The 14,718-nt window shown below is 32.6% G+C and carries 11 protein-coding genes; 1 reads left to right on the top strand and 10 read right to left on the bottom strand.

The annotated features are described in order from the left end of the window. The first annotated feature begins 141 nt into the window (after positions 1 to 141). Complete coding sequence (locus ACFPA1_RS25035; RefSeq protein WP_378586826.1) at positions 142 to 336, top strand: hypothetical protein; 195 nt, start codon at positions 142 to 144, stop codon at positions 334 to 336. Between the two features lie 43 nt (positions 337 to 379). Here the strand turns inward: ACFPA1_RS25035 and ACFPA1_RS25030 are convergent, their stop codons facing one another. The 10 genes from ACFPA1_RS25030 to ACFPA1_RS24985 form a co-directional block, all read right to left on the bottom strand. Next, entirely contained in the window at positions 380 to 580 is a 201-nt protein-coding gene (locus ACFPA1_RS25030) for a hypothetical protein (RefSeq protein ID WP_378586823.1), read from the bottom strand. A gap of 294 nt (positions 581 to 874) precedes the next feature. Next, a complete protein-coding gene (locus ACFPA1_RS25025; protein ID WP_378586820.1) occupies positions 875 to 4,756 on the bottom strand; it encodes a KAP family P-loop NTPase fold protein in 3,882 nt (1,293 codons plus the stop codon). Between the two features lie 267 nt (positions 4,757 to 5,023). Continuing rightward, positions 5,024 to 5,494, bottom strand: a complete 471-nt coding sequence (locus ACFPA1_RS25020; RefSeq protein ID WP_378586817.1) for a transposase — start codon at positions 5,492 to 5,494, stop codon at positions 5,024 to 5,026. Positions 5,495 to 5,505: 11 nt separating this feature from the next. Continuing rightward, positions 5,506 to 7,038, bottom strand: a complete 1,533-nt coding sequence (locus tag ACFPA1_RS25015; protein WP_378586815.1) for a YifB family Mg chelatase-like AAA ATPase — start codon at positions 7,036 to 7,038, stop codon at positions 5,506 to 5,508. Positions 7,039 to 7,272: 234 nt separating this feature from the next. Continuing rightward, positions 7,273 to 8,439, bottom strand: a complete 1,167-nt coding sequence (locus ACFPA1_RS25010; RefSeq protein ID WP_378586949.1) for a nucleotide sugar dehydrogenase — start codon at positions 8,437 to 8,439, stop codon at positions 7,273 to 7,275. Between the two features lie 5 nt (positions 8,440 to 8,444). Continuing rightward, a complete protein-coding gene (locus ACFPA1_RS25005; RefSeq protein WP_378586812.1) occupies positions 8,445 to 9,356 on the bottom strand; it encodes a glycosyltransferase family 2 protein in 912 nt (303 codons plus the stop codon). Positions 9,357 to 9,378: 22 nt separating this feature from the next. After that, on the bottom strand, positions 9,379 to 10,746 hold the full coding sequence (locus tag ACFPA1_RS25000; RefSeq protein ID WP_378586810.1) for a hypothetical protein: 1,368 nt from the start codon (positions 10,744 to 10,746) through the stop codon (positions 9,379 to 9,381). Positions 10,747 to 10,760: 14 nt separating this feature from the next. Next, positions 10,761 to 12,110, bottom strand: a complete 1,350-nt coding sequence (locus ACFPA1_RS24995; protein ID WP_378586807.1) for a flippase — start codon at positions 12,108 to 12,110, stop codon at positions 10,761 to 10,763. Then, positions 12,100 to 13,386 (bottom strand): glycosyltransferase family 4 protein, encoded by a 1,287-nt coding sequence (locus ACFPA1_RS24990; RefSeq protein WP_378586804.1) that lies wholly within the window; start codon positions 13,384 to 13,386, stop codon positions 12,100 to 12,102. The genes ACFPA1_RS24995 and ACFPA1_RS24990 overlap by 11 nt, the downstream gene beginning before the upstream one ends. After that, positions 13,328 to 14,611 (bottom strand): hypothetical protein, encoded by a 1,284-nt coding sequence (locus tag ACFPA1_RS24985; RefSeq protein ID WP_378586801.1) that lies wholly within the window; start codon positions 14,609 to 14,611, stop codon positions 13,328 to 13,330. Before ACFPA1_RS24985 ends, ACFPA1_RS24990 begins: the two co-directional genes overlap by 59 nt. Positions 14,612 to 14,718: the final 107 nt, after the last annotated feature.

The raw sequence follows: 14,718 nt of genomic DNA, 5'->3' as shown, positions 1-14,718 counted from the left end.
TCTTGCCCACTTCTTCCCATGACAAGGGCTTCCCATCAATAATCACTAGTGGGGTTCCTTCAGAAGTTTCATCATGCTCTATTAGACTTTTAAGTTGATCATTGATCAAGTTATTGTATGCCTGCCCATTAGGAGAAGCTTTTGTTTCAACGTGTTGCTCTCTTATACCTTTTTACACCTTCACTACTAATCGGTAAAGAAGTTCTGTTGGTTACTATTAATTCGCCATGTACAGGAAATTTGCAACCAAATTCTATGTTTTCTGCTGCTTCCAATAATGGCATCAATGGTTCTTTTGGCATTTTGCATAAGAAAAAAGCTATCCCAAAAAATTAGGATAGCAGCCGTACCAATTAAATGACTATAACCGAGCGCTATATTAACTAGCTAAGATTTTTTGTATAATCTCATGAATACATTGTTCAGAAAAACGATGGTATTTATGGTATTCATGACCTTTATCGTTCGAATGATTAATCATAATTCGATACACCTTACTTTTTGGTACATGTTTACCCATTTGAACTAAGATACCATCGACTTTTCGGTAAGTATCATGGATTTTTAATAGCTCATTCATACTTTCCACCTCCCCTAAATTTCATTTCAAATATAAGGTAAGAAAACAAATTATTAGGAGTGGTTGATGGAAAATGGTACGGCATAACATAATTATACATGATTTTTTTAGGAATTCCTCTTGAAGCAATTATTGGATTTATTTTAGTGGGGGTCTTATCCTGGATTTCCCGTAAGCATATTTTTACCATACCCCGATGGACCACCTATTAATCCATTCGGATGGTGACAGGCACCATTCCTAAGTTAAATACTAATTATCCGATTAGGAAACCATTCAAACCAAGGATATACCCTATCTTGATAACATATCATGGAATCTACTCTTCCTAAAAGCTAGTATTCTAAAAACTAGCTCTTCTTCTTCATTAGTTAAGATTTTTTCCTTTATTGCCTGCTCAAACTCTTTTTCCATATTAAACAGTTTAGCAACTTCCAACAACTTTTCTTTTGCCTCCATATTTAGATTCCTAAATGCCGGAACTAATTGAGATGAGATAAGTTTCTTTTCATGACCAAACCTAAAGCTACTATATTTGTGGAGTAAAATATCACAAATACTAATAATGTAGGTATCATCATTATCTCGTAATACATCAATAAGTAAGTTTGTAATACCAGCTTTATTAAGCTGTTCTTGGTACGGAACACATAATTCTAGAAGGTCCCTCTTATAATATCTATCCGTTTTAACAGCTGATTGAATTACACTGTTCAATAACGATACAACACTGGTTTGTTCTAGCGCATCTAACAGAATAGTCTTTAAAATTTCTTTATTACAATCTTTCTCTAATAAAATGGTGAGAACATTCCCTTTACTCTTATCAGACTCAAGAGCAGAGAAAAATTTACTTGTAGCATTTTGTATTGTAGTTAAATTGGCTTGAATCTTTTCTACATTTAAATTTACAATGTTTGTTAATAACTTTATAACATCTGGCTCCGGAATAAAACTAAACTTTGAAGAAAGTTCTTCTAAGAAATTTCCAACGTTAAGGTGGAAATTATCCAATAAATAACTAATATACAGTGTTAAATTATTATTATCTTTGTTAATAAATTGTTTACAGGATTTTATAAACTCAAGTGTATTTAACTTCGAGGATTCTGAACTTGAGTTTTTGATCGCATATTCAATCGCCTGTACAACATTCGGCTTTGGCATATGTTTGCCGATATACATAAATGACTTAATAACTAAGTCAGGATTTCCTCGAACATAATTATTCAATGCATTTATAAAATTAATAATATCGGATTCTTCAAGTTTGCCAGAAGCTACAGAGAATAATTTAATAAAATCATTTGCCCAGCTTGGGTTTTGACTCCATTGGTTATTCTGAAAATATAAAATCCCCTGTCTCATATTACCTTGAATAAACGGATTATTACTTTCATCATTTCCAAGGAGTGCATATAACGAATAAACTCTATCGAAGAATGAAGAGTTATAAGAAAACAGTAATGTAGGAGGATTTAACTTATTGAACAAATTTGTCCTTTGCTCATCAGTAAGGTATTCACTTAATCGTTTTAGAACTACATCATAACCCGATTCATTTAATATGTTATCTAGTATGTTATTAAAAATATTATCAAACAGCCCAAAATCATTCTCTTCCATTGACAAGACATTTTCCATGAAATCAATCATATATTGCATAATAATGTTATTGTTTTTAGGCAGATGCTGTAAGATAAATGTATCAAGTCGTTTTGCAAGTTCAGAATTAGATTTTAAACTGAACGGAATTCTTTTAAGTATAGAAATCACTTCACCTACATCATTCTGTTCCTCAAAGGAATATTCTGTTATTGCGTTAATAATTTTTGTTCCTGTATTAACATCTATTGTATCCAAGACCAAGTTTAACAAACTTAATATATCTAACACTCTACTCTCCGATGATGCTGATATAGCCGAAGGTATTAATTCAATGAAATCATAGCTATGTCTTTCTATAAGTAATGGTGCAATATTTACAAAAGTATTTATTTCTTCATCTAAAACATTTCCGTCAACAAATTCCATATCATCAACTAATTGAGTTACAAAAGGCAAACCAAAATAATCCCAAAATAGTTCCTCGTGATTTTGGTAAAGAGAGTAGACCTTTTCGAAAGGAAAGAATTTATAATCATCGAGTTCAACTTGTAGAAATGTTTTCACTTTATCTTGCACACTAATTGGTAATTCGTTTATAACATTTAATATAAGTTCAAGAGTATCTGATATTTCTTGGATGAAGTCATCCGTATCCATTCCTTTTCCTTGAGGTTTTTTCCAGTTATCGCTTCTCAAAAAAAGTTCATCTAATAAATGGACGAGACCATTTTCTATACCTATCTTGTTTTCTGCTGAAAAGTAAACTTCCAGCATATTTTGAGGCTCAACTTGCCAAAATCTCACTTTAGTTACTTCAATTGTTGTTAATAGATAAGAAATGGCATCTGCTAATTCTTTTTTCCGCTCTTTTATATGGTTAATTAACTGAATACTTGCCTTAATTACAGACGGTAAATCATTTCTTGATGAACGCTTAATCTCTTCGATAATTGCATACACAATATTTTCAGAATTAGGTCCCTCATTTAACAAGTCAATGATACCCTTCTCATTACCACTGATTAAATTTTTACGAATAGCCCGTTGTTTTTCATCTCCTGCTTTTAATCCAATTGCATCCTGAGCTAAATAGATAAATGGAGCTAAGTTCTCCACAGTAATATGTTGTGTTCGGGTAAGGAAGTTCATCAACCCCTCATAATGTGGTTTGATTTTATAATCAGCATCCTTCTGATTGAAAAGCATCTTAATTGAAGGTTTAACCTCTACCCCTTCAGCTTTGCTATTCTGATAGAAGTTTAGCAATTCCTCTAAGTAGCTAAAATCATTACCAAGATTAATATTTATTTCATTATAATCTGACTGGATAACAGAAAGTTTAGCAAGGAACCTGATTCCATTCTTTCCAGTTAATAATTGTTGCTCTAACTTTCTGTTTTGTGCTTCCCTTGAATTGGCGATAAGTAAATTATTTGCAAATGTATTTAACAGTTTTTTTACTTGTCTAGGCGTGCTAACTTCTGAGTGAATTAAAATATCAATAATTTCTTCAAACTGCCCATTACAAAGTTTAACAAGCCCCGGAACTTCTTGTTTTCCTATATCAAATGCAAATTGTCTCATATCATTTTCAATAATAGGGGGTAATGGTACTCTAAAATGGAATAACTTATCCAAAAAAAGTTCCCCATCAATGTCAGGGGATTTATTCAATTTTTCTTTTTCTAAAGCATTTATTAATATATTTTCATCACACGTTACGATGAAGATACATTCGTTTATCTCAACAAAGGCTTTAATTGCATCAAGAGCAGCAACTACTTTTCTGGTGCTAAGTCTATCAAGGTCATCCACAATGACTACTAATTTTTTGAATTGAGGATGTTTTTTCTTATAATTTGCTATAGCTTCCTTAAACAATTCCTCATATTCATCTGCTGTTTCAACTGGTTTGACCAACTGGATATCTGCAACTTTGGATTGCATTGATGATATAAGTATGTCTTGTAACATTTTGTATAAAGGTGCAATAATAATAGCGACCCAGATGTTGTTTTTAAAAGTTTTAAATGTGTCTTTTGCATTTTCTAAAAATGTATTTGAGGTAAACACTGCATTTAGACCATCCCATAAATATAAACAAGTTAGTACACATATTGAAGAAACTACAAACAAAGTTATCAAGACCCCGATTAATTGGAACATACTTTTAATTGTTTGGGAAGTTGTTGAAAGTTTATCATCTATAGCAGCTTGCACATTTGTTTGTCTAAAACTTTCTGCAAATAATTTAAAATAACTAATGTCTTTATCTTTTTCAAAAGTTTGCCAAAGATTCTTTAAAAAGGCTTTCCTTAGAGATTCATTTTCATATTTCCAGGCATTTATTTCATGGGTTACTATCTCCTGTTTCCCTTTTAATTCTTTCTTTAGTAAATTGATAATAGATGATTTACCGACCCCCCATTTTCCGATTAGAGCAATATTATAAGGCGGGTCATGTTCCTCAATTATTTTCTTAAGATTTTTTACATAGTCCTCATGATGGAAGGCATCATGTGATTTGTCTATCAACGCGGTGTCTTTTAAAAAATAGCCCTCTTCCATTTATTTCAGCCTCCTTATGTAAATAATACCAAAAATCGACATAAATTGTCTTTTTTTATATTTATTAATTAAGACAGCTTATAATATTTGAAAATCAATTAATAAAACTATTTACTATACTAAAGCGACATTGAGTGACAGGCACCTTCCAGAAAGCCTCCAATTAACAACTTGTTTATTAAAATTATTCCTCCTCAACAAATCTGCAATAATATTCAATCGTTTTCTGATTTTGCAGGATAAAGCTCTCTGGCAGGTCATGGAGGTTCAGAAATGGTAAGGGTAATAATTGGCATTTTTGTAAAATTTGTAGCTGCTGTAAGGATAGTGTTCCATTCTGACTACCATTGGCTTTTTGGTGCTAATTGGATTGCGGTGGATATATTTACTTACTTGGAGAAGATCCTGTGGATATGGAATAGGGGAACTGTTAAATCGCTGTTGAAAAACATGTCCTACATGACGGTATCGTCCATTAAAATAATCAGTATAGCGTTTATTAAAGATCCCCATGATTTTAGAAATAGATACCTCCTCCGTTTTCAAAAGTAGGTGATAGTGATTTGTCATAAAACAAAAAGCACAAATGGAAATCGGTGTTTCATTATGAATCATCGTTAATAGCCGGAAAGCCTCTTGCATATCAGTCTCATCACAAAAGATGTTTTGCCGATTGTTTCCTCTTGAATATATATGGTGATAGGCATGCGGAATCCACTCTCGTCTTTTTCTCCCCATGGCGATTCCCCTTATTCAACTCCGACTGGCGGCACTGTTTCAGTTTGGGATTGTATTTTCCATTGTACTGCCTCTTTTAAAGAGTAATCTGATATTTTGGTTTCAAGTTGAAGGTCGCTAATCGTGCGGGCTATGCGGATGATTTTGACCTGAGTACGATTGCTCCATTTATTTTCCCAGCAAACTTGATGTAAGTATTCCAATTGTTCGCTGGTGATTGGGCTTTTGCTTTGGATTAAATGAAACGGGACACGATTATTTAAGATTCTTTCCCCATAGCGCTCATAATGGCGTTCTCGTGCCTTTTTCACTCGCTCTTTTATAAAAAGGGAACTCTCTTCCATTCTATTTTCCTGCTTAAAGGATACATTACGTAATGTCAGGTAAAAATCAATCTGATCCATAATTGGCCCTGAGATTATTTGTTTGTAGGAGGCAATTTGCTTAGGAGTACATACGCAGTAATGATTTGAGGAGCCATGGTAGCCACAAGGACAGGGGTTTGTTGCTGCAATTAGCACAAAGTCAGCTGGATAGGTGACAGATTGTTTGGCCCGATTGATAGTAATACGTCCGCTTTCCATTGGCTGTCGGAGCATATCGAGTGTCTTCTTCGAAAATTCCCCCATTTCATCAAGAAATAAAATGCCATAATGAGCCAATGAAACTTCTCCAGGTCTCGGATACGTTCCTCCCCCAAGTAGTGAGGCAGCAGAAGCAGAATGATGCGGATGTCTAATTGGTGGCTGCTTCACAGAAGGAAGTTCCTCTCTCCCCAACTGATAGATCCCATATAAATCCAGCACTTCTTCTGGAGTTAGGTCTGGATAAATCGAAGGAAATGCTTCAGCCAGCATACTTTTTCCACAACCCCGCGGCCCGCATAACAATACATGATGTCCGCCTGTAGCTGCAATTTCCAATGCCCTTTTCGCCTGGGTATGCCCAATCACCGCTTGGAAATCAATTTGCGGTTCTTCATGTATTTCTATAGGCGGTACTTTCTCAATATTAGTATTTGGAAAAGTAAATAAATGCTCTACTGTCGTTTGTCCGCGTAAATGGGAAATGAGTCTGGATATCGAGGAAACAGGAATTAATTCTATTCCTACAGTATGGGGAAATATGTGGGTATTAATGGGAGGAATAAAAATTTTCTTAAAACCAAGCTTTATTGCATTTGTAACGACTGGGATAATCCCTTCAAATGGTTCAATATTACATTCTAATGATATGGCTCCAATGATACACGTATCATCCAAATTCACTCCATCCAGCTCACCAATAGCTTTCAAAACAGCAATCACCATTGCAGCATCATAACCCGGGCCTGTCTTTTTATATTCTGGAGGAGATAAATTCACAGTAATCTTCTTCGTATGTATATCAGCATTCTGTTCATACAACGCACTCCAAACCCGCTCCTTTGATTCCTTCACCGAAGCATCAGGCAAGCCCACAATCACAAACGACTCCTTATCCGTGCGTGCATTCGCTTCAACCTTCACCTTGTAACCATCCATACCATTCAAACCAACCGTCATTACAGAAGATGCCTTCAAAACTCATAATCTATTAAAAATCACATCTATATTATACTCCACAAAATTTAAACAACAAAGAAATAACCCGAACTATTTAACACAAAATCAACAAACTGGAAAATCCCTGGATGGTGCCTGTCACCCATTGTTATTATGAATTAACGTATTAAAGTAAAAAAATGACAAAAAGATACCCATCAAGCTGCCAAATAGGACAGCCCAGTGGGTAATTTATTAATCCCTACTAAATAAATCTCTTGTGTAAACCTTATCCTCAACTTTACGCAAATCATCAGACATACGATTTGCTACAATCACATCGCTTATATTCTTAAATTCTTCAAAATCATTAATAACTCTAGAATTAAAAAACGTTTCTTTATGAAGCGCTGGCTCATATACAACAACTTCAATACCCTTAGCTTTAATACGCTTCATAACACCTTGAATAGCTGATTGTCTAAAGTTATCTGAGTCCATTTTCATGGTAAGTCTATAGATACCAACGATTTTAGGTTTCTTCTTAATAATCATTTCGGCAACATGGTCTTTTCTTGTTCTATTTGCATCTACGATAGCTGTCATTATATTATTTGGAACGTCTTCATAATTGGCTAATAGCTGTTTTGTATCTTTAGGTAAGCAATAGCCCCCATATCCAAATGAAGGGTTATTATAGTGATGACCAATACGAGGATCTAGACCCACACCATCAATAATTTGTTTACTATCTAATCCCCTGACCTCAGCATAAGAATCGAGCTCATTAAAAAATGCGACTCTCATCGCAAGGTAAGTGTTGGCAAAAAGTTTAATAGCCTCTGCTTCTGTTGAATTTGTAAATAAAACAGGAATATCTTCCTTAATAGCTCCTCGAACTAACAAATCAGCGAATACTTGTGCTCTGTCAGACTGTTCACCAACGATTATACGTGAAGGATATAGGTTATCATACAAAGCTTTTCCTTCACGTAAGAATTCAGGTGAGAATATAATATTATCTGTTTCAAACTTCTCTTTTATTTTTTCTGTATAACCAACAGGGACGGTAGATTTGATTACCATTACCGCATCTGGATTAATAGATATAACATTAGCGATAACCGCTTCCACAGTTCTAGTATTAAAATAGTTTTTCTCCGGATCATAATTTGTTGGTGTAGAAATGATTACATAATCTGCATCCTTATAAGCTTTATAATTATCTGTAGTAGCAGTTAGATTTAGTTCTTTAGTTGCTAAGTATTCTTCTATCTCATTATCAATAATCGGAGACCTTTTATGGTTAATCATATCTACTTTATCTTGAATAATATCAAGTGCTATTACTTCATTGTGTTGCGCTAATAATATTGCATTAGATAATCCAACATAGCCTGTTCCTGCAATAGTAATTTTCATCATCATTACATCCTTAATGCTTTTTTTGCTAAAACTTTTGATTTTAGCAATAAATACTGTGATAGAGACATATAATGGTTTCTAAATTTTTTCAGTAATCGCCTATCCAAACCTGAGTTATCAAAATTACATTTTTGATGATTATTATTCAATGCAGAGTCATAATGAGAAGTCATCCCACTATGAGTTCCAGTACCATCTAAACCAATATTCTTAATTCTAGATACAACTGGATAAACTGTGAACATATCTAATTTAGATTGTGTGTAACACCATCTAATGGCCCAAGAATCGATTTTTCCTTGCATTTGTAAATCTAACATGAAAGACAAGTCTCTTCCACCACGACCGAATCTTCTTCTTAGATCTTTATTTTTTTTAAACACATGATAATCTGATACATTCCAATCTACATTTTCCCATCTATCTTTCCAAGTAGCCCATCCCCAACTACATCCTCTATAAGATAAGTAAACTTCACTTTTATAATCATTTGGTATTTCTATAGGTATATTATATCCACTGATTGACCAAATATTTTTGTTTGCTTCATAATAATCTAATGCATCATTCATAAATTGAAGAAAGTCCGCAGAGGAAACCAGATCATCTTCAACTACTATTACTTTCCCATACTCATTAATGATTTGACTAACTCCTAAAATAACAGATTTTGCAAGCCCATTATTTGATTCAGCTTTAAAAACTTTTACTGACTTGAAGAGCTTTCTTTCTCCCAATGAGTCTAGGTACTCTCTAATTAATGTAACTTTTTTTTCCGATTTTTTATCCTTTGGCGCATCAGAAAAAATATATATTTCAGTCTCATCTGCAATACTATTTTTTGCGAGGGCTTCAATGGTTTCTTTTGTATGTTCTAGTCTATTATACACAAAGACAATTACAGGAGATAACATATATTCCACTTCCCTATATATTCTATATTAATAAATTTTGAATAAGAAATTTGGATTTTCCACGAGGTGTCAAAGGCAAATTATCCACTATTTCAAATTCAGTTTTAATTTTGGCAAGTTGATAAAAATTATCCTGCAACTCAATCTGATCATTAATAGAATAGCTTGAACCCTTAATAATTTTAAAGATAATTTCACCCGGTACATTCTGAACAATTTGCCACTTTTCAATATTTTCAAATGCTTTATAATGTCTTCCAAAAACAATCGCAGTAAGTAAGACTTTCTCCATATTTTCTGTATAAATATAATCTTGTGTCCTTCCATTGATCTTTCTTAGCTTTACTATCCCATTATCATCACCATCATATATCGCTAAATCTCCTGTCCGATATCTAATAAACGGCATTGCATAATTATTAAAGCCAGTTACAACTATTTCCCCCATCTCCCCGGGTTTAACGTGAATACCATCTTCTCCTATAACTTCCGTATATCCATAAAACGGAGAACAGTAAATCATCAAGCTGTCATCGACTGAGTATCCAAATACACTTGCTTCTGCATGTCCATATTGAGTATATACATTCGTTTTGAAAGCCTTCTTAATATTATCTACCTGATAATTATAAAAACTTTCAGAAGTTATTTGTATACCTTTTATATTAAAACCTAAATCAATATTATTTTTTAATATATACATAGCTATAGAGTCTATATATGAAGGATACCCTCTAATAATCGCAGGTTTGAATTTTTTTATAAAATCGATATAATAATTAATATTTTTACTGTTTAGATACTGAGAAGATAGAGCTACACTTCCATAAGGTAAATCATTTGCACTTTTATTTGTCCAAAATATATTTTTATTGATTAAGTCATCCGGTACCAATGTACCGTCCATTGCTAAAATTTTATCACCGGGACTATAACCCATTAATTGATATAAAAATTTTTGATGTTCTGCGTCATAACTACCAAATGTATAGAAACCTAAAGGTTCCCCTGTACTACCTCCTGTAGTAACAAATCCTACATAATTCTTTGAATCTGACATAGCCAAGATTCTATCTTTTTCTTTTCTAATAATACTTTTGTCTAGAAAGGGTACACGGCCCCAATCTTCCCTAATACTTTTGATTTTTATTCCTTTTTCATCAAAGGTATTTTTATAATATTGAGAATTTCTATAAGCATATTTTAAAGTTTTAAGTAATTTCTTATTTCTAATTGGGTTAAAATTAACCGTCCTACCATGATGATACTTTTTCAACATTAGCAATCGAATATTTAACAGTAATTTACCAGAATAATGTTTTATACTAAGACTTACATATTGCAAATCATTAAGTCTTCCTAAAACACGGAGTAGACGTTTTATGCTCAAATCTTCCCCTCCCTTTAATCGATTCTCTTTATATATTTTAAAGCTTTTTTTATATTAAATGCTTCTAACATCATAATTACTGACAATGTAGTCTTTTTGAAAAATGCCGGAATAATTAAGGAAACAGCTATTTGCGTAACCAATGTAGCAATAGCCGCACCATATCCACCTAATACTGGTATTAAAAAATAATTCAATATAATATTGATAATACAACCTCCACCAATATATATTACTGAATATTTTTGTAATTCTTCACTAATTAACCAAGTTCCTCTTGCTGAGCCAAGCATGGCAAAAGTTCCCGCCCATACGCTTACTGATAAGATGCCCGCGGCCTTTGAATAGTTAGATCCGAAAAGTATTCCTATTATTATATCTGAGAATAATAGAATAAGAACCCCAAATCCTATCCCCATCCAAGCCACAATAGTATACGAAAGCTTGACTGATTTAAGGTAACTCTCTTCACTTATTTTTTTATTCTTCATTATAACAGGCTTAAAAGATGTTATTACAGCCATTGGAACAAAATACCACATACTAGCAATTTGGGTTGCAGCTGAAAATACACCTAATTCTTCTTTATTTATTAACATTGATCCAAGCATCACTTTGTCAATTTGCATATAAAGCGTACCCATTAGACCCGAAAGAATCATATACCAACTTTGCGATAAAATACTTTTTGCATATTGAAATCTAAATTTCCATTTTGAATGAGATGTTCTTTTTTTAAAATATACGATAACTAATGAAGTTCCAATAATCAATGCATCCAGCATATAGATAAGTGCTAGTTGCAATAGGCCTCCTTCCAACAACACAAATGCAATTTTCAGTAAAGCTGTAAAAACATAAACTACCATACGAATTAGAGAGGATATTTTGGATTTTTGATATGCTTGAATCCAATATTCAATTACTTCTAATGATTTAAAAACCATAGTGAGGGACATTATCATTACAAGTGAATGAATAAGAGATTCATCTGGTTCAATGAACTTAATAATTACACTGGACAAAATTGTTAACACAATTCCGCCTATTACTCTTAAAACTAAACCGGTGCAGAGTATTGTCCCCTCTTCTTCATCTTGTTGTACAATAGATTTAACAGATAATGTATCTAAACCTAAAGTAGATAAAGTTGTAAATAATGTAACAAAAGCTAAAGCGTAATTGTATTTTCCATAATTTTCAGGTCCTAAATATCTAGCCACTAGAGCCATAACCAAGACCCCAATTACCATAGTGAAAATTTTGTCTCCAACTAGCCAACTTGCATTATTAATGGTCTTTGCGGCAACCTCATTACCTTTTATTCTTTTCAAAAATTCCGCAATTTTATTATTAATTTTCAACGCTTGTTTCCTTCTTTTGCAATATTTCTTTATATATTTCTATTAAACGATCTGTATTTATTTTAGGATTGTGTGTTTTCCATGCATGTGTTCTAGAATTATTAGAGAATCTTAACGCCCGTTCATCACTTTCAAATACTTCACATACATAATGTGCTAACATATATGGTGCATCAGCCTGATAAACATAACCCTCTTCATTATGCTTTATCATATCTGGTACACCTCCAACGTGAGACGCTACACATGGAACACCTAATATCATAGCCTCGCCCAATGAATTAGGACTGTTTTCAATTGATGAAGGGCTAACAAAAACATTAGAACTTAGATACCTTTGACACATCTTTTTCTCATCTAGAACACCAGTGAAAGAAACACTATCAACTAAATTGTAACTTTCAATCAGTTCTGCAATGTACTTTGCATAAGATGACATTCTAAGTTTTTCATTAAGTGTACCGGAAGATGTGATATCTGTCCCTGCAATATAAAGTTTTGTATCAGGGAATTTTTGTTGAATTAACGGCATCGCCTCTAGAACATAATGTAGCCCTTTGATAGGGTAACCCGCTTGACTCAAGAAGATAGAATGCTTTTCACATCTATCTATAGACCACTTATGTTTATAAAACTCTTCTCTCAACGTTTCATTACAAAAATGATAGTTAGCAGTGGGATTAATTTGCTCTGTACAGCCCTTATCCCACGTAGTTCTACCAATAATATGATCGGTTTTTTGAATTGCTTCGATCTCAAGGACACCTTTTTTTTCAAACTGTTTTTGTTGTTGTATAAGATTGCTCTGTTTAATCCAGTCTTTAAAAGTAAATCTTTTCTGAACTTTTATTGGCAAATTAGCTGTATAGTGCTTTGAATATACTGAAACTAGCCCTTGAATGCTTATAACTGTTTTAATCCCGAGAGCTTTACAAACATTCATCATTGCCAATGTATGAGCAAATTCAGTCCCAAAAGCATGGACCAAATCTGGCTTCAACTCTTTTACTATACTTTTAATATAAGAATTATCTTGAATTGAACTCTCATCTTTCATACTTACAGTAGGAAAGGAAAAATAATTAATATTTTCTCCAGTAAGTTGAATTACATCCTTTGACTTAGATTTAGGAAATGCGATTGAAAGTTCAATATCCTCTTGAGTTGATAAACTATTTGATGCATTAATTAACCAGCCTCCGAATGGAGAAGGTGTTTCATTCATTAGCTGACATGCTTCTGGAAGAGGTATATTCGTTAGCCATAATATTTTCATATTTCTTTTCTCCTTTTGACTTCCGCATAGACTTATAGACTTCTATATATTTATTAGTCATACCATTAAATAAGATAAATAACAGAAACATATATGGAACACCTTCTAAAATTGGTTCGACCATAAATACTAAGAAAAAACCTAAATAAATACCTAAAGTAAACATTTTAAATTGCATATCAATAGATTTATAAATTATTATATTTACTAGACCTTTTATAGAATTCAATGTGTACAAAAGTAGAAAAAAGAATGGAATTAAACCAGTAGCATTTAAGACGTCAAACCATAAATTATGCGCATACGTAAAGCTCATATGGTATCCACCAAAAGGAAAATCTAACATCTGACTTAATGCTATTTTATAAAATCTTATCCTGGCATCATCCATCATTGAAGCTGTTTCGGTTCTTGTATACCACGTAGAATTTAATACAAACTCTTTTAGTCCAAAGGAATTACTAATGTAAAAAATGAAAACTAATGAAAATAGTCCTGATACAAAAAGAAGAACCTTAAAAAATTCTTTTTTACTTTTTCTTTCTAAATAACTATATACTAGAAAACTGACCACAAAACTAACCATTACAACCGCAATTAAAGTCCTGTTTCCTAAAATAAAAGAAGAGATTATAGAGAAAATTGTACAGCCTATTAATATAATTGGTATCAGAATATGTTTCCCTTTTTTCAATAAAATGAAACTATAAAACAAAATACTAGATACTAATGCAAAATAAGTACCTTGCAAAGTATCTGTAAGAACTCCCCCACTCCATATATTGGGTACTACTCTTAAACCAGTTTGATTGGGGTTAAATCCATAGATTTGAAAATAATTTATCATATTTAATAAACCATTTAAAAACAAACCTAAAGTAATAGAAAGCATTGTTTTCACGATAAATTTACTGTCTACTTTAATAATAAAGTAACCAATAAAATAACACGCTATTGGGCCAATAAGATAAATAAGCATCGCACCTATTCCAGGTGATCGATGCATAAATAATATAATAAAATAACTAATTGAAAACAGAAATATTAACAAATGATCAATTGTAATTTTAAATTTGGATTTTTTATAATTTATAACTATTAGTCCTACTAATAATAAAAGCAGTAATAAAAAATGCCCTTTTCCATAAAAGTTAATTGAAAACAGAAATACGATGACTAACCAAAACCAATCAAGACCTTTTTTTTCTGTGACTAATTGTTTCACAGTAACCCTCACCTTCCGTTTTTTAAAATAAGATAGTCCGTGTGTTAATACGTGTTTCAGAAGGGTTTGGTATATCTATCCTTGTGCCTGAGGTTATAGCAAATAAG

The sequence above is a fragment of the Neobacillus sp. GCM10023253 genome, assembly GCF_042653105.1.
Lineage (GTDB): Bacteria > Bacillota > Bacilli > Bacillales > Cytobacillaceae > Neobacillus > Neobacillus citreus.
Note: the sequence above shows the minus strand (reverse complement) of the source record. Positions and strands in the feature narration are given on the sequence as shown.